This window comes from Desulfonatronum lacustre DSM 10312 (genome assembly GCF_000519265.1).
Lineage (GTDB): Bacteria > Desulfobacterota > Desulfovibrionia > Desulfovibrionales > Desulfonatronaceae > Desulfonatronum > Desulfonatronum lacustre.
The window spans coordinates 2,830,491-2,847,897 of sequence record NZ_KI912608.1; the positions used below are offsets into that span (position 1 = coordinate 2,830,491).

At 62.1% G+C, this 17,407-nt stretch carries 18 protein-coding genes and 1 pseudogene; 7 read left to right on the plus strand and 12 right to left on the minus strand.

Features of this window, described 5'->3' with window-relative positions; all coding sequences use genetic code 11:
- Positions 1 to 40: 40 nt before the first annotated feature.
- Entirely contained in the window at positions 41 to 574 is a 534-nt protein-coding gene (locus DESLA_RS20485; protein WP_051434680.1) for a hypothetical protein, read from the minus strand.
- Between the two features lie 400 nt (positions 575 to 974).
- On the opposite strand from DESLA_RS20485, the gene DESLA_RS0113365 reads away from it, so the two are divergent.
- On the plus strand, positions 975 to 1,697 hold the full coding sequence (locus DESLA_RS0113365) for an OmpA family protein (protein WP_028572849.1): 723 nt from the start codon (positions 975 to 977) through the stop codon (positions 1,695 to 1,697).
- Between the two features lie 93 nt (positions 1,698 to 1,790).
- Positions 1,791 to 2,642: a motility protein A gene (locus DESLA_RS20490; protein WP_051434681.1), complete on the plus strand. Its 852-nt coding sequence runs from the start codon at positions 1,791 to 1,793 to the stop codon at positions 2,640 to 2,642.
- 81 nt (positions 2,643 to 2,723) lie between these two features.
- On the opposite strand, the gene DESLA_RS0113375 is transcribed toward DESLA_RS20490, so the two are convergent.
- The 4 genes from DESLA_RS0113375 to DESLA_RS0113390 form a co-directional block, all read right to left on the minus strand.
- Positions 2,724 to 3,143, minus strand: coding sequence for an HI0074 family nucleotidyltransferase substrate-binding subunit (locus tag DESLA_RS0113375; RefSeq protein ID WP_028572850.1), 420 nt, complete (start codon positions 3,141 to 3,143; stop codon positions 2,724 to 2,726).
- Positions 3,119 to 3,421, minus strand: a complete 303-nt coding sequence (locus DESLA_RS0113380) for a nucleotidyltransferase family protein (RefSeq protein ID WP_028572851.1) — start codon at positions 3,419 to 3,421, stop codon at positions 3,119 to 3,121. Before DESLA_RS0113380 ends, DESLA_RS0113375 begins: the two co-directional genes overlap by 25 nt.
- A 116-nt stretch (positions 3,422 to 3,537) precedes the next feature.
- Positions 3,538 to 4,743 (minus strand): pyridoxal phosphate-dependent aminotransferase, encoded by a 1,206-nt coding sequence (locus DESLA_RS0113385; RefSeq protein WP_035263208.1) that lies wholly within the window; start codon positions 4,741 to 4,743, stop codon positions 3,538 to 3,540.
- A 19-nt stretch (positions 4,744 to 4,762) separates the two neighbouring features.
- Entirely contained in the window at positions 4,763 to 6,280 is a 1,518-nt protein-coding gene (locus tag DESLA_RS0113390) for a sigma-54-dependent transcriptional regulator (protein ID WP_028572853.1), read from the minus strand.
- A gap of 128 nt (positions 6,281 to 6,408) precedes the next feature.
- On the opposite strand from DESLA_RS0113390, the gene pgl reads away from it, so the two are divergent.
- From pgl to DESLA_RS0113405, 3 genes are all read left to right on the plus strand, one after another.
- Positions 6,409 to 7,149 (plus strand): 6-phosphogluconolactonase, encoded by a 741-nt coding sequence (gene pgl, locus DESLA_RS0113395; RefSeq protein ID WP_028572854.1) that lies wholly within the window; start codon positions 6,409 to 6,411, stop codon positions 7,147 to 7,149.
- Positions 7,150 to 7,326: 177 nt separating this feature from the next.
- On the plus strand, positions 7,327 to 9,573 hold the full coding sequence (locus tag DESLA_RS0113400) for an NADP-dependent isocitrate dehydrogenase (protein ID WP_028572855.1): 2,247 nt from the start codon (positions 7,327 to 7,329) through the stop codon (positions 9,571 to 9,573).
- A gap of 82 nt (positions 9,574 to 9,655) precedes the next feature.
- Positions 9,656 to 10,003: a DUF4258 domain-containing protein gene (locus DESLA_RS0113405; RefSeq protein ID WP_051434682.1), complete on the plus strand. Its 348-nt coding sequence runs from the start codon at positions 9,656 to 9,658 to the stop codon at positions 10,001 to 10,003.
- Positions 10,004 to 10,135: 132 nt separating this feature from the next.
- On the opposite strand, the pseudogene DESLA_RS23710 reads toward DESLA_RS0113405, so the two are convergent.
- A pseudogene (locus DESLA_RS23710) lies at positions 10,136 to 10,192 on the minus strand (cupin domain-containing protein); the annotation flags it as partial.
- A 221-nt stretch (positions 10,193 to 10,413) separates the two neighbouring features.
- Between DESLA_RS23710 and DESLA_RS20495 the strand changes: the two are divergent.
- Both DESLA_RS20495 and DESLA_RS0113415 read left to right on the plus strand, forming a co-directional pair.
- Positions 10,414 to 10,740: a type II toxin-antitoxin system PrlF family antitoxin gene (locus tag DESLA_RS20495; RefSeq protein ID WP_245590064.1), complete on the plus strand. Its 327-nt coding sequence runs from the start codon at positions 10,414 to 10,416 to the stop codon at positions 10,738 to 10,740.
- The gene (locus DESLA_RS0113415) at positions 10,741 to 11,202 is read left to right on the plus strand and encodes a type II toxin-antitoxin system YhaV family toxin (protein WP_028572857.1); all 462 of its coding nucleotides are present in this window, start codon (positions 10,741 to 10,743) and stop codon (positions 11,200 to 11,202) included.
- 24 nt (positions 11,203 to 11,226) lie between these two features.
- Here the strand turns inward: DESLA_RS0113415 and DESLA_RS0113420 are convergent, their stop codons facing one another.
- The 6 genes from DESLA_RS0113420 to DESLA_RS20515 all read right to left on the minus strand — a co-directional run bounded on the left by DESLA_RS0113420 (position 11,227) and on the right by DESLA_RS20515 (position 17,405).
- Positions 11,227 to 11,574: a DMT family protein gene (locus tag DESLA_RS0113420; protein ID WP_028572858.1), complete on the minus strand. Its 348-nt coding sequence runs from the start codon at positions 11,572 to 11,574 to the stop codon at positions 11,227 to 11,229.
- A gap of 58 nt (positions 11,575 to 11,632) precedes the next feature.
- Complete coding sequence (locus DESLA_RS20500) at positions 11,633 to 12,136, minus strand: GNAT family N-acetyltransferase (protein ID WP_051434683.1); 504 nt, start codon at positions 12,134 to 12,136, stop codon at positions 11,633 to 11,635.
- The gene (locus tag DESLA_RS0113430) at positions 12,133 to 13,167 is read right to left on the minus strand and encodes a D-alanine--D-alanine ligase family protein (protein WP_028572859.1); all 1,035 of its coding nucleotides are present in this window, start codon (positions 13,165 to 13,167) and stop codon (positions 12,133 to 12,135) included. Before DESLA_RS0113430 ends, DESLA_RS20500 begins: the two co-directional genes overlap by 4 nt.
- On the minus strand, positions 13,164 to 14,309 hold the full coding sequence (locus DESLA_RS20505; RefSeq protein WP_084032073.1) for a D-alanine--D-alanine ligase family protein: 1,146 nt from the start codon (positions 14,307 to 14,309) through the stop codon (positions 13,164 to 13,166). The genes DESLA_RS0113430 and DESLA_RS20505 overlap by 4 nt, the downstream gene beginning before the upstream one ends.
- Entirely contained in the window at positions 14,306 to 15,685 is a 1,380-nt protein-coding gene (locus DESLA_RS20510) for a KamA family radical SAM protein (RefSeq protein ID WP_051434684.1), read from the minus strand. The genes DESLA_RS20505 and DESLA_RS20510 overlap by 4 nt, the downstream gene beginning before the upstream one ends.
- Positions 15,686 to 16,211: 526 nt before the next feature.
- A complete protein-coding gene (locus DESLA_RS20515; protein WP_035261833.1) occupies positions 16,212 to 17,405 on the minus strand; it encodes an ABC transporter ATP-binding protein in 1,194 nt (397 codons plus the stop codon).
- Between the last annotated feature and the right edge of the window lie 2 nt (positions 17,406 to 17,407).

Consider the following 17,407-nt stretch of genomic DNA (forward strand, 5'->3'; position numbering starts at 1 on the left):
CCTGTGCAACGAACCCGGGATGAATCAGGGTTGTCGCCGCTCACTCCAGCAGATATCCGTACCGCCCCCTGACCCGATCCGTTTCCGCGACCAGCACCTCGGCCTCCTGGGCCACCACGTCCGCGTCCACGAACCCCAGGCGGTCGTTCAGATAGTAGGCCAGCACCTCCCTGGATTCCACGTACCGCCAGACCAGCACGTAGGCCGAGCCGAGATACGGCCGCTCCGCGAACTGGGGCCGGGTGACCAGGCGCAGGCTGAGATGCTTTTCATCCGGTTCGGCCAGCCGGAACAGAGCGGACTTCTGAAACGTCTCCTTGAGGTGCAGGGCCAGCCGCATGCCCACCGGGTCGGTCCCCTGGTGCTCCACCAACACGGGGATGCCTTGCTCCTTTGCCGCCTCCAGCGCCGGTTCCGCCACCGACTCCTCCTCAGGGACCACCTGTATGGGCTGGGCCGTGGGTTGTTCGACCACGGTTTCGCCCTGATCCTGGGCACCGGCCGTACCAAAGGCAACCAGCATCACCAACAGCCCCACCATCAGCAATACTCCGAAAAATGATTTGCTTCTCATCACTTCGGTCCCTCCCTGGGATATGAAGAGTTTCAACCATAATGTAACTACTCAGCACAGAGTAATTCTGTTGCCGGGGTCGGAATCGGAATCGGGATCGGGATCGAAAACGCTGGGATGCGTTCTAAATTCTTCCTGTTTCGATTCCGAATCCGATAGCGAAGCGCCGACCCCGACCCCGATTGCCGGAGCAAGATCGGACACAAAATGTACTGAGTAGTTACGAATTTCAAATAGCGATCGTCCGACCCGCTACGTTCCGCCACTTTCCCGAGCCCTGTCAACTCTTGGCGCACGTTCCCGCAAGCTGATGGCAAGAATTGCCGCCTGGACGGAAGCGAGGCCAGCAGAATCTTGGGCATTGAACTTGCAAGATATCAGCAAAAACAAGCGAGCTTCTATGCCCCAGCAAAATACTCCCATGGACAGCCAGTTGATCGGCCACCAGCACCCCTTGAACATCCCGGATTTCGCCCTGGAACGGGGGGAACAGCGGTCCGTGACCTGGGCCGTGCCCTGGTCCGACCTGATGATGGTCATGTTTATTCTGTTCCTGGTGCTTTTCGTCTTTTCCCTGCGCGAAAAGGATCGGATGGTGATCGGCCATCGCACTCCGGCGAGCATCCAGACCGTTTCCTCCTCTCCGGCCCAATTGAACATGCTCCCGCTCTACGAGGCGCTCCGGGACCGCCTGCTCGGCCACGAGCGTTCCGTGAACATCGCTCTTCTGGACGACGCCTCCATCGTCATTTCCCTGTTCGGCGAGAACCTTTTTCCGCCCCTGTCCCACGAGTTGGATTTTCGCTCCAGGCCCTTGCTGTCAAAAATCGGACACACGGTTGCCCTGGCCCAGGGCAACGTGGTGATCACCGGCTTTGCCGACGACGCCCGGACATCCTCGGAAGTGGCCGTCCCCTCCTCCGACGGTCGCGCCCGACACCCCGGCACTTGGGAGGTCGCGGCTCTGCGGGCCGCCGCGGTGGCCGAACACTTCGTGCGGGAAACCGGCCTGAATCCGGACATGCTGATCATCCAGGCCACCGGAGCTGAACGCCCCCTGACGCCACGACTGTCCGGACGGGAGCATTTCCAACGCCGCGTGGAGATCCGCATCGAGCCCTGATCGGCCCGGCACCTCGCCAACAAACGTGACATCCAGTCCTCTTTAACCAGTCCTCTTCAACCAGCGCAAATCGCTCCGGCCAAGGAGTTCATCATGAAAAGCAGAACCCTGATTACAGCGGCAATATGCTTCGCCGGCTTCATCGCCGTATTTTTCTTTTCCGGTCAGGCCCAGGTCTACTTCAACCTCACGGCCCTGCTCGTGGTGTTCACCGGAACCCTGGGTTCGGCGCTTCTGGGCAGCGGCCCGGACGGGCTGCGCCGGGCCTGGCGCTGCGTGCGTGCGGCCTATGCTGAAAACACGGTGCCGGAGCGAATCCTGGTCAAGGAACTGCTGCGCACGGCCCACGTCTACAAACGCACCCGTCGGCTCGCCCTGGAAGAAAACGCCCCGGACTACCCCCCGTTACGTCGCGGCGTGGAAATGCTGGAAGACGGCTATACCGAGGCGGAGATTCGGGAGGTTTTTCAGGCCGAAGCCAAGGCCTTCGTGCAGTACCGGGAGGAAATGGAGCGCATTTTTCGAAACATGGCCATCTACGCCCCGTCCTTCGGCGTGGCCGGAAGCGTCATCGGGCTGGTGGGCATGCTGGTGGGGCTGGGGGACACGACGCTGATTCTGAAGAGCATCCCGGTCACACTGATCTCCACGCTCTACGGCATCGTCCTGGCCAACTTCCTGCTGCTGCCCCTGGCCGAAAAGCTCCGGGAGAACACCCGCGAGGAACTGGCCCTGCGCCGCATCGTACTCGGCGGAATGGTGGGGATGATCCGGGGAACGGACTTCCTGAAGCTGCAAACCCTGCTTAACGCCATCACCACCAAGCACGGCGCCCAGGTGGACGGCCTCCAGGTCATCCGCGAAATCAAGGCCAACCTGTCCAGACCGACTCAGCCGACCGGGACAGGTCATCTGGAACTGGCTCCGGCGGTGAAGCGGCCTTGAAACAGCTCAAGTGCTAATTTCCCGGAATTTTTGCTAAAAGCCAAGGCTTGGACGCTGTGCGAAAATTCTTGCTGGAGGCAATTATGGTTTTGAGTTCGTTGGGTCGCATGGACTGTGGCGTTTCATCTCCTTGAGGCAGAAGTCCATCAGTTCGGCATAGCCGACCAGTTTTTCGTAAATCCCCTTCGCCAGTCCCTCATGATAGGTGTGCGTCGTCAGGTTGCGGTCATCCACCATTTCCAGGCCGAACGTTGTTTTCTCGTCATCAAGCAGCCCCACTGCGCGCAATTCCCGCAAAACCTTTTTGGGCGAGGCCGCGTCAATGCCTTCCACCTCCAGCAGGTAGGATCGCCCGGCCTTCCAAACAGCCTCGAAGGTATACTCGAACCTTTGAATGGCCGCGTCCCGCTCAACCGTGTCCACTGGATTCCGTCCGATCAGCTCCGTCAGGGTGACCAGGGCCTTTTCAGCGGTTGCTATGCGCCGTGGGTGGTTATCCATAGCTTGCCGTCCTTCTTGACCTGTTCGTGGAAAGCAGCGGAAGTCGAGGACAAATCCACCACGTCAATAGGAAAGGGAATGGTGCTTTCCTCCAGACGTTCCCGAAGCGAGGCCAATAGCCCTGCCGGAAGTTCTCGCAACGGCTCAATCCCCACATCGCAGTCCGAACCGTCCCGGAACCTTCCTGTAGCCATGGAGCCAAAGAGATAGACCCTGGACGGGTGGCCCTGGAGGTGGTTCTGAAGAATTGAATGGAGTTGGTTGAGGTACGGGTTCATCTCTGATTTTCCCAGGCCAGGATGATCGTAAAAGAGTAGTGGTATCCGCAGCTCACAGCGAATCTTGGGATATAAAGATGCGACTACTCTCCAGAACCGCTTCCTTTCACCGTGCCTTACTTGAACTTCGCCGCGGCCCGCTTGAATCCTTCGGCGGAGCGGCGGATGACGGTTTCGTCCACGCAAAAGGCCAGGCGGAAGTAGCCGGGGGTGCCGAAGCCGCGGCCGGGGACGGCCAGGATCAGTTCTTCCTGGAGGGCCTGGACAAAGGCCACGTCGTCGCCGCCGGGGGCCTTGGGGAAGAAGTAGAACGCGCCCTGGGGCTTGAAAAAGGGGATGTTCGCGCCTTCCAGGACTTCAGCCATGGCCGTGCGTCGTTGGGCGTAGAGCTGTACGTCGACCTGTGCGCCCAGGGCCTTTTGCATCAGGCGCTGTCCGATGGCCGGGGCGTTGACGAAGCCCAGGATGCGGTTGGTCAGGGTCAGACCGGCCAGCAGTTCCGCCTTGCCGGGCATGGTCGGATTGACCAGAGCGTAGCCGATGCGCTCGCCGGCCAGGGCCAGGCTCTTGGAAAAAGAGCTGACCACCACGGTGTGCGGGTACAGGGGCAGGAGCGAGGGCACGGGATGGCCGTCAAAGGTCAGGAAGCGGTAGGGCTCGTCCGAAAGCAGATAGATGGTCCGCCCCGTTTCCCGGCTCTTGGACCGCAGCAGTTCGGCCAGGGCGTGCAGTTCGGATTGGGCGTAGACCCGTCCGGAAGGATTGTTCGGGGTGTTGATCAGCACGACGCGGGTCTTGGGGCCGACGGCCGCGGCCACGGCGTCCAGGTCCAGACTGAAATCGTCCGGGTTCGTGGGCACGGGGTGGAGCTTGCCGCCGTGATTTTCGGCGTAAAAGCCGTATTCCACAAAGAACGGAGACGGACAGAGCACTTCATCCCCCGGCTCCAGAACGGCCCGGAAAAAGCTGTTCAGCGCCCCGGCCGCGCCGCAGGTCAGGATCACGTCCTGATCCGAGACGGGTACGCCCTGTTCCTGGGACAGAAAGGCGGCCAGAGCGGCCCGGGCTTCGGGATACCCGGCGTTGGGCATGTATCCGAAGCGCTGGTCCCGGCGGGCCAAATCTTCCAGGGCCTCGAACACCGCGTCCGGCGGGGAGAGGTCCGGGTTGCCCAGGCTGAAGTCGCAGACCGCGTCCACGCCGTGCCGGGCCTTGAGTTCCGCGCCGGTCTCGAACATTTTGCGGATCCAGGAGGACCGTTGGAGATAAGCCTGGATTTGCGGAGCCAGGGCGCTGGACTCTGTTGTCGTCGCTTCGGGCATGCTGTTTTCCTCCATCCGTTCAGGGGACCTGGAGTCCCATTTTTCGATATTCGTTGAGTTTGTTGCGCAAGGTGCGCACGGACACCCCCAGCAGCAGGGCCGCCTGGGTCCGATTGCCGGCGGTGTGGTCCAGGCTTTTGAAGATCAGTTGCCGTTCCACCTCGTGCAGCGGCAAAATCGGCCGCTGGGCGTCGGAAATGTCCAGAGTCGTCGCGTCCGAGGATCTGTCCACTCCGGCGGTTCCAGCATCTCCGACTTCGACTTCCATTTCGGTATCGTCCTCGTATTCGGCCTCGGCACTGGGCTCGCTTCGCGGCTCTTCAGCGCAAAAGCTCCTCAGGTCATTCCCGACGGCTTGCTCCTGCCAATCGCCGCTTTCATCCAGAAGAAAGTGCCTCGGCTCAATGGCCGCGCCGCCGCAGAGCAGCGCGGCCCGTTCCATCAGGTTCTGGAGTTCGCGGACATTGCCCGGCCAGTCGTGTTCCGTGAGCCACTGGCGGGCTTCCGGGCTGATGCTGATATCGCCCAGGGAGTACATTTTGGCGAATCGGCCGACGAAAAAATCGGCCAAAAGCTGGATGTCCTCCCCGCGTTCGCGCAAGGGCGGCAAACGCAAGGGGATGACGTTCAGACGGTAGTAGAGATCCTGGCGGAACTCCTTGGCCTCCACGGAAGCGGCCAGGTTACGGTTGGTGGTGGCCAGGACCCGCACGTCCACGGGAACCGTTTCGCTGCCGCCAACCCGGTCCAGTTCGCCTTCCTGCAAGACCCGGAGCAGCTTGGCCTGCAAGCCCAGGTCCATCTCCGAGATTTCATCCAAAAGAATCGTCCCGCCGTGGGCCAGCTCGAACTTGCCCAGCTTGCGGGTGATCGCCCCGGTGAAGGCCCCTTTTTCGTGGCCGAACAGTTCGCTTTCCAGAAGGTGTTCCGGCAGGGCCGCGCAGTTCACGGCAATAAAAGGCTGGGCCGAACGGTCGCTGAAGTTGTGCAGGAACCTGGCGAACATTTCCTTACCCGTTCCGGATTCGCCGGAAATCAGGATGGTCGCCTTGGAACGAGCTACCTGGCGGGCCAGGGCCAGGGCCCGCTTCATGGTGGGATGCCCGCCGATGATCGCGGTTTCCGGGTCGGACCGAGACGCATCAGGAGCTGATTTCTGGGCCTCTTTGGGCTTGGCCTCGGACGGAGCCGTGAGCAGGGTGCGAACCTTGTCCCAGAGCAGTGGCTCCAGCCAATAGTCCCTGGCCCCCAGATCCATGAACCGCTTGGCGTCCTCCGCCGAACCGTTGTCCGTGAAAATGATCACCGGCGGCATGGGTTCGCCGGCGTGTTGCATGGCTCGCAGCAGGTCCTCGGCTTGAAAGCCGGTCAGCCGGTCCCGGCAGAAGATCAGAATCGGCTGCTGGCGCTGGATGAACTTCAGTGCTCCGGGGATGGTTTCGGCCATTCCCACGTCCAGACCGGCGCGTTTGATGGGCTGAAAGAGCGGGGTGACCACGGAAGTGGGCGCCAAAAAGAGGATGCTCGCTACTGGCATGGCTTCATCTAACTGGAAGACGATTGTTTTTCAATCGTTTCGTGTTGATGCTCCAGTGCAAAGCGGATATTTGACCAAAGACGGACGACGAATCGAACACGCACGGTATGAAGCCATGAGGAGGACGGATGATTTCCCGAGACACGATCCATGATTTCCCGAACGTCGAAGCAGCCTACGCCCATGCGGCCCGGCGCATCGCCACCGCGCTACGCGTGCCCGGCTCACAACGGATCACCATTGCTTTGAGCGGAGGGCGCTCGCCCATCAAGCTCTTCGAATTGCTCCGCTCCGGCTCCGAGGGCCTTTCCAAAGACATTCCCTGGGAGCGGGTGGTCGTCTGCTGGGTGGACGAGCGGTTTGTCCCCATGGATCACCCGGAGAGCAACTTTGGTTTGGCCCGGAAATGGCTGCTGTCCAGCCTGCCCATTCCCGAGGAGCAAATTTTCCCCATGCCCACGGACCGCCCCTCGCCGGAACAATCGGCCCAGGACTATGAACAGACCCTGCGTGGACTGTTCGCCTCGGAGGTGGAGTCAGCCGCCGCGAACTTCCCCCGCTTCGACCTCGTGCTCCTGGGCATGGGCCCGGACGGCCACGTGGCCTCCCTGTTTCCGGGCAAACCGGCCCTGGACGAGCGCAAGCGCTGGGTCACCCACGTGCCCGAGCCGGGCATGGAGCCGAACATCCCGCGCATCACCCTGACCCTGCCCGTGCTCAACCACGCCCGCTCCACCGTGGCCCTGGTCACCGGGAGCAAAAAACAGCCCGCGTTTCAGGAAGCCCTGACCAACCCCCGAAGCGCCCTCCCCGCGGCCCTGCTCGCCCCCCAGGGGGACATGGCCTGGGTGACCTGCTTCACGGACTGAGCGAGTGACGAAACATCACGCTGCGCTCGACACCGCGACCTTTCAACTTTCCAACCGCCTCCCGGTCATGTACATCCGGCCCTTTGCGACGGAACCGATAGAGCGTCCCCGTCGCGACTTTTTTCTTCATCGCCCAGTCGAAGCACGTCAAAACGAATCTATTCAGGAGTACGGAATATGACGGAAAAACCAGCAACAGCAACGATCATCTACACCCTTGTCGACGAGGCCCCGGGGTTGGCCACGCGCTCCTTCCTGCCCGTGGTCACGGCCTATGCCGGGGCGGCCGGAATCGGCGTGGAAACACGGGATATTTCCCTGTCGGGCAGGATCATCGCCAAGTTTCCGGAGCGGCTGACGTCCGAGCAGCGCATCCCCGACGATCTGGCCGAGTTGGGCGCCCTGGTGCGCAAGCCCGAGGCCAACGTGATCAAGCTGCCGAACATCAGCGCCTCGATCCCCCAGCTCAAGGCCGCGATCAAGGAGCTGCAAGGCCAGGGCTACGACCTGCCGGACTATCCGGAGGAGCCGAAGACGGACGAGGAAGTTGAGATCAAGGCGCGGTACGACGCGGTCAAGGGCAGCGCGGTGAACCCGGTGCTCCGGGAGGGCAATTCAGACCGCCGGGCCCCGGATTCGGTCAAGAACTACGCCCGGAAGCATCCCCACTCCATGGGCGCGTGGTCCGCGGATTCCCGGTCCCATGTGGCCACCATGCAGCAAGGGGACCTGTGCTCCAGCGAGAAATCAACGACCATCTCCGAGGAAACGGCCGGGAAGGCCCGGATCGAATTCGTGTCCCCCAACGGCGGGGCGACGACCTTGAAGGCCGAGACGGCCCTGGCCGTGGGGGACATCGTGGACGCCGCGGTGATGCGCCGCAACGCTTTGCGAGCGTTCCTCGCGGAGCAGATCGCCGACGCCAGGGACCAGGACCTGCTCTTTTCCGTGCACCTGAAGGCCACGATGATGAAGGTCTCGGACCCGGTGATCTTCGGCCACGTGGTTTCCGTCTTTTTCCAGGAGGTCTTTGCTAAGCACGCCGAGACCCTCGCGGCCTTGCGCGTGGCTCCGGACAACGGCCTGGGCGACCTTCTGGCCAAGGTGGCCACCCTGCCGGAAGACCAGCGGGCGGCCATCGAAGCGGATATCCGGGAAGCCCTGGCCAAAGGGCCGAAGCTGGCCATGGTGGACTCGGACAAGGGCATCACCAACCTGCACGTACCCAGCGACGTGATCATCGACGCCTCCATGCCCGCGGCCATCCGCACCTCGGGCCGGATGTGGGGCCCGGACGGCAAGCCGCACGACACCAAGTTCGTCATTCCGGACAGCAGCTACGCCGGGGTCTACCAGGCCGTGATCGACGACTGCAAGGCCCACGGAGCCCTTGATCCCACGACCATGGGCACGGTGCCCAATGTCGGTCTGATGGCTCAAAAGGCCGAGGAATATGGAAGCCATGACAAGACCTTCCTGGCCCCCGGAGAGGGCCTGATCCGGATCGTCGCCGCCTCCGGCCAGGTGCTCCTGGAGCAGGAGGTGGAACAGGGGGATATCTGGCGGGCCTGCCAGACCAAGGACGTTCCGATCCGCGACTGGGTCAAGCTGGCCGTGACCCGGGCCCGGGCCACGGGCTGGCCCGCGGTCTTCTGGCTGGACGACCGGCGGGCCCACGACCGCGAACTCATCGCCAAGATCCGGGACTATCTGCCCGAATACGACACCACCGGCCTGGACATCCGGATCATGGCCCCGACCCGGGCCGCCAAGCTCAGCGTGGAGCGGATGCGGGCCGGGGAGAACACCATTTCCGTGACCGGCAACGTGCTCCGGGACTACCTCACGGACCTGTTCCCGATTCTGGAAGTGGGCACCAGCGCGAAAATGCTCTCCATCGTGCCGTTGATCAACGGCGGCGGCCTGTTCGAGACCGGGGCCGGGGGGTCCGCGCCCAAGCATGTCCAGCAGTTTCTGGCCGAGAGCCATCTGCGCTGGGATTCCCTGGGCGAGTTCCTGGCCCTGGCCGCGTCCCTGGAGCATCTGGGCCACGCGGCGGGCCATCCCGGAGCCAAAATCTTGGCGCACACCCTGGACAGGGCCAACGGCCGCTTCCTGGAAAGCAACAAATCGCCTTCCCGCAAAAGCGGCGAGATCGACACCCGGGGAAGCCATTTTTACCTGGCCCTGTACTGGGCCGAGGAACTGGCCCGGCACCAGGAAGACGCGGCCCTTGGGGCCGTATTCGCTCCCCTGGCCGCGAAGTTGAAGGAGAATGAATCTCGGATCACCGAAGAACTGCTGGCGGCTCAGGGCCGCCCCGTGGACATCGGCGGGTATTACCGCCCGGACGATGACCTGGCGAACGCGGCCATGCGCCCGAGCCGGACCTTCAACGCCCTGCTGGACTTGCTCGCTGGGTAGGCTTTTTTGAGCACAATCCTTGCATGGTTGAGGGTGCAGGCTGAACACGAAATGCCCACCCTCAACCATGAAGGAGGCGCTCATGCGACAGCCAACCCTCAACCGTCCCTCCCGACAGGACTCCCGCGCCCCTCAGGCATCCCGGGCCCCGCTGACCCGGCACGCCTGGCAGCGGATGACCGCCAGGGGCATCCCTTCCGACGCCGTGGAAGCCGCCTTGCAGTACGGGCGGATCGTCCACACCCGCGGCGCGGCCATCAGCGTCATCGGCCGCAAGGAAGTCGAGCAGTGCCACAAACACGGCATCAACCTCTCCGCCTACGAAGGCGTCCAGGTCGTCTGCTCCCCTGACGGGGCAGTGATGACCACCTACCGCAACCGGGATTTCCGTGGACTGCGCACACCAGGCCGCAAGAAGTCCCGGCGTTGATTTGCGAAAGTGCATCCCGGCATGACAAGCCCCAGCTCTAGCCGAACCGGTAGTGCTTCCGGCGTCCTTGAAGATCTTCCACTGACAGGACATGCCCTGGGGAAACGTGATCAGATCGCCGGCCCGGATGCGCACGGGCCGGCCGCCGTCCGGCGTGACCTCCACCTCTCCCTCCAGCAGATAACACATTTCCCGCTCGTCATAGCTCCAGGGAAACTCCGAAGCCTCCTTGGTCCAGATCGCCAGGAACGAACCCCAAGCTGAGCAAGGTTTTCCTCGGTGGGATTGGACGTGACCAGAGTTTCAGATTCCATGCGCGACCACCTTTGGCTTGAGTGTTGTTCGCGTCGAGATAGCCATCAATCTTTGACGCGGCTAGGAATTTTTCGTAGTTTTTTGAAAAAACGGAGATGACCATGGAAACCATATGTGAAGTCGCCACCATGACCACCAGGGGCCAGGTTACCCTTCCCAAAACAATCCGTCAGGCACTGGGGCTTGACGCTGGCACCAAGCTGTCTTTTACCCTTCGAGACAGTGAAATCATGGTTTCGCGTGTCGGGGCCGAAGAGCATAAGGATCCTGCAATCGGGGCATTTCTGCGCCTTCTGGAACAAGACGTCGCCCAAGGGTGCAACATTTCAGGGCCATCAAAGGCACTCACCGCGAGCCTGATCGCGGCGCTTGAGCCTACGCAAGAATCCACGGGGAACATTTCCGGGGATGTGGCCCTGTAAATGCAGCGCCACGGATGGACCTTGCTCTTTCATGACTGCCTGCTCCGGCAACTGGAACGTCTTTCGAAAGCCTGTGAGCGGGCCAGGGCGGCGAACCCCACGGACTGGCAGGATAATGCCAACACCAAGCTTTTCCGCGCACTCTCACGGCTGATGCTGGAAACCATCCCAAGCGACCCAAGCCGCCCTGCCTACCGTCAGGGCACAACCCTGGGCAAGGCTCATCGCCACTGGCGCAGGGCCAAGATCGGCAGACGCTTTCGTCTGTTCTTCCGCTACGACTCCACCGCGAAAATCATCGTCTATGCCTGGGTTAACGACGAAAAGACCATGCGGCAGGCCCATGGGAAAACCGACCCGTACGCTGTCTTTCAGAAGATGCTTGCCCAAGGCAATCCCCCCGATTCCTGGAACCAGCTCATCACCGATTCCAGGTCCGGCCGTCAATTCGATTTTGATTGAATTGCATTGGAGTCATGGAAAAAGCTACTGCACCGGACCGCCGCCCCGGAACATGAAGTACACCGCGCCCACCAGGCACAGGGCGGCCCAGAGATAGTCCAGGCGCAGCGGCTCCTTCATGTACACGAAGGCAAAAGCGGCGAACACGCTCAGGCTGATCACCTCCTGCATCACCCGTAACTGTCCCAGGGTGTAGAAGTTGATGCCGATGCGGTTGGCCGGAATCATCAGGGTGTATTCGAACAGGGCGATGCCCCAGCTGAACAGGATCGCCAGGACCAGAGGCTTGGCGGCCATGTGCTTGAGATGGCCGTACCAGGCGAAGGTCATGAATATGTTGGAGAAGAAGAGCAGGATGATGGGTTTGAGCATGGCGGATGCTTCATGAAGGAAAGGGTCGAAGCCAGACCGATAGGTATTGGCCGACGGATCAGACGCGGATCGCGGGGAGGGATTTGCAATAAATCAATTTGTCGTCCGCCGGAGCGTAAAAGTCCTTGAGCACGGCTACCTGGGCGTAGCCGCACCGTTCATAGAACCGCTGCGTGGGTTGGTAGAGCTCGCGGGAGGACGTCTCAATGTAGACCCTGGTTCCGCCCAGGGCCGGGATTTCGGCTTCGGTCGCCTGGATCAGGCGCCGACCCAGGCCGTGACCCTGGCGACGCGGATCGACGATGATCCAGTAGAGGTCAAAGCTGGAAATCGTGCAGGGAATGAGGCCGAAGCAGGCGTAGCCCAGAAGACCGTTCGCCGCGTCCTCGGCGAACAGAAAATGATACCCGCTGGCCGGGCCTTTGTTCAGGCGTTCCTCGGCCAGTTCCGCGGCCACGGCCACCTCCTCGGCGGTGAAGAAGCCCGTGGCCTCGGCCATGTGCGCAATGGCCGGGATGTCCGCGGCCCGGACCCCGCGGCGGAGCGTGACGAGGTCGCTCATGCGGCCTCCTTTGGAACCGCGGCGGTCCGGAAGATACGGTCCACCGCAGCGTCGAAGGTCAGGCCCGAGGCCGACAGCGCGGCCTGAAACCCGGCGTCCGGAGACAGACAGGGGTTGGCGTTGACGTCGATGATCCACGGACGCCCTCTCTTATCTACCCGAAAGTCCACCCGAAAATCGATTCGGGCGTACCCCGCAAGGCCGAAGGCCCGCCAGCAGTCCAGAGCCAGCCCGCTCAGTTCGGCCAGCAGTGGCGCGTCCCGTTCTGGAAATTCCAACTCCCGCACAGTGTTCCGGTACTCGAAGCTCTGCTCCAGCCATTTGGCCCGAAAGCCCACCACCTGGGGCTGGTCCTCCGGGAAGTCCAGAAAGCGGATCTCCGCCGGGGCCAGAACCTGAACCGGCGTTTCGTTCACGTCGGGGTCAGCCAGCAGGGCCAGATTGAATTCCCGGCCCGGAACATAGGCCTCGGCGAACCATTCCCCGCCCGGATTTCGTTGTCGTTCACCCATGGCGGCCCTGAGTTCCTCCGGACCGTTGACGGTCAGGACGTTGTCCGCATCCAGGCCGTGAGAGGCGTGTTCCCAGACGGATTTGACGATGTACGTGCCGGGAAAAACCGCGTTGCCTCGGCCCTGGTGGTCCAGCCAGACCGGCGTGGGCAGTCCGGCCTCCGCCAGATCGATTTTGGCCAGCAGCTTGCTGGTGGAGCGCTCCAGGGCCCTGGCCGGGCTGCCCGTGCTGGGCAGACCGTGCCGGGCCAGGACGGCCGGGACGTGATGCACGTGCCGGGCCGAGCCCTGAATGCTCTCCACCAGATTGACGACCAGATCCGCCGCGACGTCCGGGAATGGGCCAGGGCCATTGGAAAAAGCGCCGGGCGTGAGCGCGAGGTCGGGCCAGGGCCGGACCTGCACGTGATGGCCCAGCCGGGTCGCGGCCTCGGCCAGGGCCCGGACCTGGGCCAAAACATCCGCGTCGTCCAGCGAGGCCGCCTCTTTCAGCGGGCTGTGCGCCACCAGGATTTTCATGCGACCCGGACCAGCGGCTGATCGTACTCTCCCATATCCACTTCTGGTGCGTCACCAAGTTCCCGGGGATGGAAAGAGTCCGGCGCGAGCCGGACAGTGGATACGATCCCTTGGCCCGGGTCTTGGCCCAGAACTTGGCCCAGAACGTGGCCGGACGCCTCTTTTTGCACCTCCAGCCGCTCCAGGGCCGACTCCATGATCATCCGGATCAGATCCCGGTGGGCGATGCCTTGGAAGCCGCACAGAATGGACAGATCCGAGCGTATGGGATGCAGGCCGGGCAACGGGTTGATTTCCAGAATATTGGCTATGCCGTGTTCGTCCAGGCGGATGTCCACCCGCCCGCCGTCCCGGGCTCCCAGTCCGCGCCAGGCTTCCAGGGCCAGCAGGGACAACGAGATTCCTTCCTCGCCTCCCACCAGCCTGTAGCGGACCCGCTCCTCGTACTCTTCCTTGTTATCCTGGGAGTAGATCAACCGGTCCGCGCCTTCCAGAAGCAGCACTTCCATCACTCCCAGGGACTTGGCCCGCTTCCCCGTGCCGACAATGCCCACGGTGAACTCCCGGCCGGACAGAAAGCGCTCCACCAGCACCGGCTGGTCAAAGCGACGCAGCAGGTCCGCGCAGGTCCGGAACAGCTCTTCCCGTGTGTGAATCAGGCTGGAGCACTCCACGCCCTTGCTGGTGCCTTCGGCCACGGGCTTGGCGAACAAGGGAAACGCCAGGTTCACGGACTCCAGATCGGCCAATGACTCCACCAGAGCAAAATCCGGCGTGGGCAGCTTCAGGTCCCGAAGCACCCGTTTGGTCATGGCCTTGTGCAGGCACAGGCCCAGCAGCAGCGGATCAGAGAAAGTGCACCCAATCCCGTTCGCCTCCAGCAGGGCCGGAACCTGGGCCTCACGGCTGAAACCACGTAGCCCCTCGGCGATATTGAACACCAAATCCCAGCGCCGCCCAGCGGTCAGGGCGCGCATCACCTCGTCCAGATTGCCGACTCGCTCGGTTTCCAGGCCCATGGAATGAATCCCGGCCTCAATGGCCTCAATGGTCTCCGGGCTGTCGAACTCCGCGGTCTGTTCCAGCGTATAGCCCTGGGCCAGATAGTCCCGGCGCAGATCGTAGGTCAGGCCGATTTTCATGCCGCTCCTCCTGTTTCCCGCGAGACCAACGGCTCCGGATCATGCACGCGGAACGTCGCCCCTTCGAAGTTCTTGAACACCAGGTCCTCCCCGTCCCGTCCCCGGAGATACTCCGGACACAGCGGCGTCTTGCCTCCGCCGCCGGGCAGGTCCACCACGAAATGGGGCACGGCGTAGCCCGAAGTGTGGCCGCGCAGACCCTGAATCATTTCCAGGCCTTTGGTTACCGGGGTCCGGAAGTGACTCGTGCCCACCACCTGGTCGCACTGGTAGAGGTAATAGGGCCGGACGCGGTTGCGCAGCAGGCCTTGAAACAAGCCGGTCAGCGCGGGCACGGAGTCGTTCACCCCCTGGAGCAGCACGGTTTGCCCGCCCAGGGGGATGCCGGCATCGGCCAACCGGCCGCAGGCCACGGCCGCCTCCGGGGTCAGCTCGTCGGCGTGGGTGCAGTGGATGCTCACGAAAAGCGGGTGGTAGCGTTTGAGCATCTGAACCAGGGCGGTGGTGATCCGCTGAGGTAGAACCATGGGGACCTTCGTCCCGACGCGGATGATCTCCACGTGCGGGATGGCCCGCAGCCGCTGGAGCAGGTACTCCAGGGCGTGGTCCGTCATGGTCAGGGGATCGCCGCCGGAAATCAGCACGTCGCGCACCACGGGATTGCGGGCGATGTAGCGCAAGGCCGGTTCCCAGCGGTCCGGGCCCAGATCCGTCCCCTGGCCCTGAATTCGGCACCGGGTTTGGCACCGAGCTTGGCCGTGCTCCGTCCCTTGTCCGACGCGCCGGGAGCGGGTGCAGTACCGGCAGTAGGTGGAGCAAAAGTCCGTGGCCAGGAAGAGCACCCGGTCCGGATAGCGATGGACCAGCCCCGGCGCTGGACTGTCGTGCTCCTCGGCCAGCGGATCGCCCTGCTCGCAAGAAAGGACATGATGTTCGGCCATGGTCGGGATCACGCAGCGCCGCAAGGGGTCGGCGGCGTCCCGGGCATCCGCCAGGCTGAGGTAGTAGGGCGTCACGGCCATGGGCAGCATGCTCCCACCCGGGCGCAGAGCCTCGCGCTCCGCGTCGGAAAGCACGAGCTTCCGCTCCAGTTCCTCAAGAGAGGTGACCCGCTGCTTCAACTGCCAGCGCCAGTCGTTCCACTGGCCGGGCATGGTATGAGGGTAATGTTTGGCCAGAAAAGCCGCGGAGCGAGGATTAAGGGGGAAGGAAGGTTTTGTGGATTTGCGTGTTGCAAATCCACCCCAGGAACGGCCGAATGTTTGGCCGATCACGCCGTCCAGCAGTCCGGTGAACCCGGACTCCGGTCCAGAGCCGATGCCCGCGTCGCGCAATAGAGCGGGAGGCTCGCTGTCCATCTCCATGATTTCTTCCATGAGTTGGCCTCGTGATTCTCCGGAAGATCGTCCCGGAATAAAAGTGCCGAACGCTCGACACCCAAAAGACAACCACCTGTCATTCAAGGGGTCTTGACGTCGCCACACGCGACGTCCGAGGGAGTCGAAAAGGAGAAGCCATTTGAAACGAAATTTCGAAAAACACAAGAGGGGAGGACGGAATGAAGGGGGTGGCTGTCCGTGTCGTGAATGGACATCAACTCGTAGCAATCAGAAATAAAAGAAGAAAAATATCGCAACCAGGTAAAAAACAAGCCCGCGCGACCATGATCCAAGGACGATCAGGAGGGGAAAAACGCAAGATGCGGTGTCTTTTGGAAGCAAAAAAACAAACCCAAAAGGACCGAATGAGAACGTCTACAGCATTTAAGGTTCTGTTTTACAAAGAGAATCGACTTCAAACATTACCTTGAAGTCGTCGCCAACAGCACCAGCGATTTCCCGAAACCCGATTTTTTTGATTCGAGGCCTGCAATGGCGGAAAAGACTCGGTAAAGTCGGTGGTTCATCCGTCCGCCGCTTCCGGTTCCAGCCGCCACTCCGTGTTCAAATGCACCAAACCCGGCGATTCGCTGGCGTCCCGGATGACGAAGGGATACCAGTCCTCCCGGCGATGGAACTGGGTGGCGTGGTCCCAGGAGTGGATGGAGAGGGAAAGAAAAAAGTTGCCTCTTTTCAGGGTCAACGGCGCGATACGCAGACGCATCGTTCCGCGGCCGTCGATAAAATCGATGGACGTCTTGGAAATTTGGGTGTTGGAGCCGAAGACGTAGATTCCGTTGCCGGTCTTGATGTTGAAGCCGAAGACCGGCTTGTCGATCCGCTTTTTGGCCTTGTAGTGCATTTCAATGACCATCTCCCTGCCGGCCTCGAAGATATTCGTCTCCGTGCCGGTATCGTCCAGAAGCAGGGTTTCCTCGATCTCCACGTCCCTGGTGCCGTGCTCCTCCACGTTGAGCATCCCGATGCGCACCATGTAGGATTTCAGGTAGCTGAGGATCACGGTGGATGGGTCGCCCTGGTCCAATAGTTGACCCTCGTGGATCAGCATCACATCGTCGCAGAACTCGCCCACGGTTTCCAGGGCGTGGGAGACCAGAAACAGGGTCTTGCCCTTTTTCTGAAACTGCCGGACCCGGTCCAGGCACTTCATCTGAAAGGCCGCGTCCCCCACGGCCAGGACCTCGTCGATGAGCAGGATGTCCGGGTCCATTTCCACGGCCACGGCAAAGCCCAAGCGCACGTACATGCCGCTGGAGTAGTGCTTCACCGGGGTGTCGATGAAATCCCGCAACCCGGCGAAATCCACGATGTGGTCGAAGCGCTTCTGGATATAGTCCCGGGGGATGCCCAGGATCGAGGCGTTGAGATAGACGTTTTCCCGGCCGGAGAGGTCGGGGTGAAACCCGGCGCCCAGTTCCAGAAGCGAAGAAATCCGGCCATGAGTGCGAAGTATGCCCTCGGTGGGGGTGATGGTTCCGGCTACAAGGCCCAGAAGGGTGCTCTTGCCCGAGCCGTTGGGACCGACCACGCCCACGGTCTTGCCCTTGGGGATCTTGAAGTTCAGGTTGCGCAGAGCCCAGAACTCCTGCTTGGCCCCCCCGCTGAACACCCCGGACAGGGTGCTGAACAGGGTCTGCTGGCCCACGCCCTGGACATAATAGCGTTTGCCCACGTTTTCAGCTTCAATGGCGTACATGT

Excerpts from the sequence above, each read along its gene's own strand:
- DESLA_RS0113375 (WP_028572850.1), bottom strand. The coding sequence starts at position 3,143 with ATGGATAACCACCCACGGCGCATAGCAACCGCTGAAAAGGCCCTGGTC.
- DESLA_RS0113380 (WP_028572851.1), bottom strand. The coding sequence starts at position 3,421 with ATGAACCCGTACCTCAACCAACTCCATTCAATTCTTCAGAACCACCTC.
- DESLA_RS0113365 (WP_028572849.1), top strand. The coding sequence starts at position 975 with ATGCCCCAGCAAAATACTCCCATGGACAGCCAGTTGATCGGCCACCAG.
- DESLA_RS20490 (WP_051434681.1), top strand. The coding sequence starts at position 1,791 with ATGAAAAGCAGAACCCTGATTACAGCGGCAATATGCTTCGCCGGCTTC.
- DESLA_RS0113415 (WP_028572857.1), top strand. The coding sequence starts at position 10,741 with ATGCAGCGCCACGGATGGACCTTGCTCTTTCATGACTGCCTGCTCCGG.
- DESLA_RS20505 (WP_084032073.1), bottom strand. The coding sequence starts at position 14,309 with ATGAAAATCGGCCTGACCTACGATCTGCGCCGGGACTATCTGGCCCAG.
- DESLA_RS0113420 (WP_028572858.1), bottom strand. The coding sequence starts at position 11,574 with ATGCTCAAACCCATCATCCTGCTCTTCTTCTCCAACATATTCATGACC.
- DESLA_RS20510 (WP_051434684.1), bottom strand. The coding sequence starts at position 15,685 with ATGGAAGAAATCATGGAGATGGACAGCGAGCCTCCCGCTCTATTGCGC.
- DESLA_RS20500 (WP_051434683.1), bottom strand. The coding sequence starts at position 12,136 with ATGAGCGACCTCGTCACGCTCCGCCGCGGGGTCCGGGCCGCGGACATC.
- DESLA_RS20515 (WP_035261833.1), bottom strand. The coding sequence starts at position 17,405 with ATGTACGCCATTGAAGCTGAAAACGTGGGCAAACGCTATTATGTCCAG.
- DESLA_RS20485 (WP_051434680.1), bottom strand. The coding sequence starts at position 574 with ATGAGAAGCAAATCATTTTTCGGAGTATTGCTGATGGTGGGGCTGTTG.
- DESLA_RS0113390 (WP_028572853.1), bottom strand. The coding sequence starts at position 6,280 with ATGCCAGTAGCGAGCATCCTCTTTTTGGCGCCCACTTCCGTGGTCACC.
- pgl (WP_028572854.1), top strand. The coding sequence starts at position 6,409 with ATGATTTCCCGAGACACGATCCATGATTTCCCGAACGTCGAAGCAGCC.
- DESLA_RS0113385 (WP_035263208.1), bottom strand. The coding sequence starts at position 4,743 with ATGCCCGAAGCGACGACAACAGAGTCCAGCGCCCTGGCTCCGCAAATC.
- DESLA_RS0113405 (WP_051434682.1), top strand. The coding sequence starts at position 9,656 with ATGCGACAGCCAACCCTCAACCGTCCCTCCCGACAGGACTCCCGCGCC.
- DESLA_RS0113400 (WP_028572855.1), top strand. The coding sequence starts at position 7,327 with ATGACGGAAAAACCAGCAACAGCAACGATCATCTACACCCTTGTCGAC.
- DESLA_RS20495 (WP_245590064.1), top strand. The coding sequence starts at position 10,414 with ATGACCATGGAAACCATATGTGAAGTCGCCACCATGACCACCAGGGGC.
- DESLA_RS0113430 (WP_028572859.1), bottom strand. The coding sequence starts at position 13,167 with ATGAAAATCCTGGTGGCGCACAGCCCGCTGAAAGAGGCGGCCTCGCTG.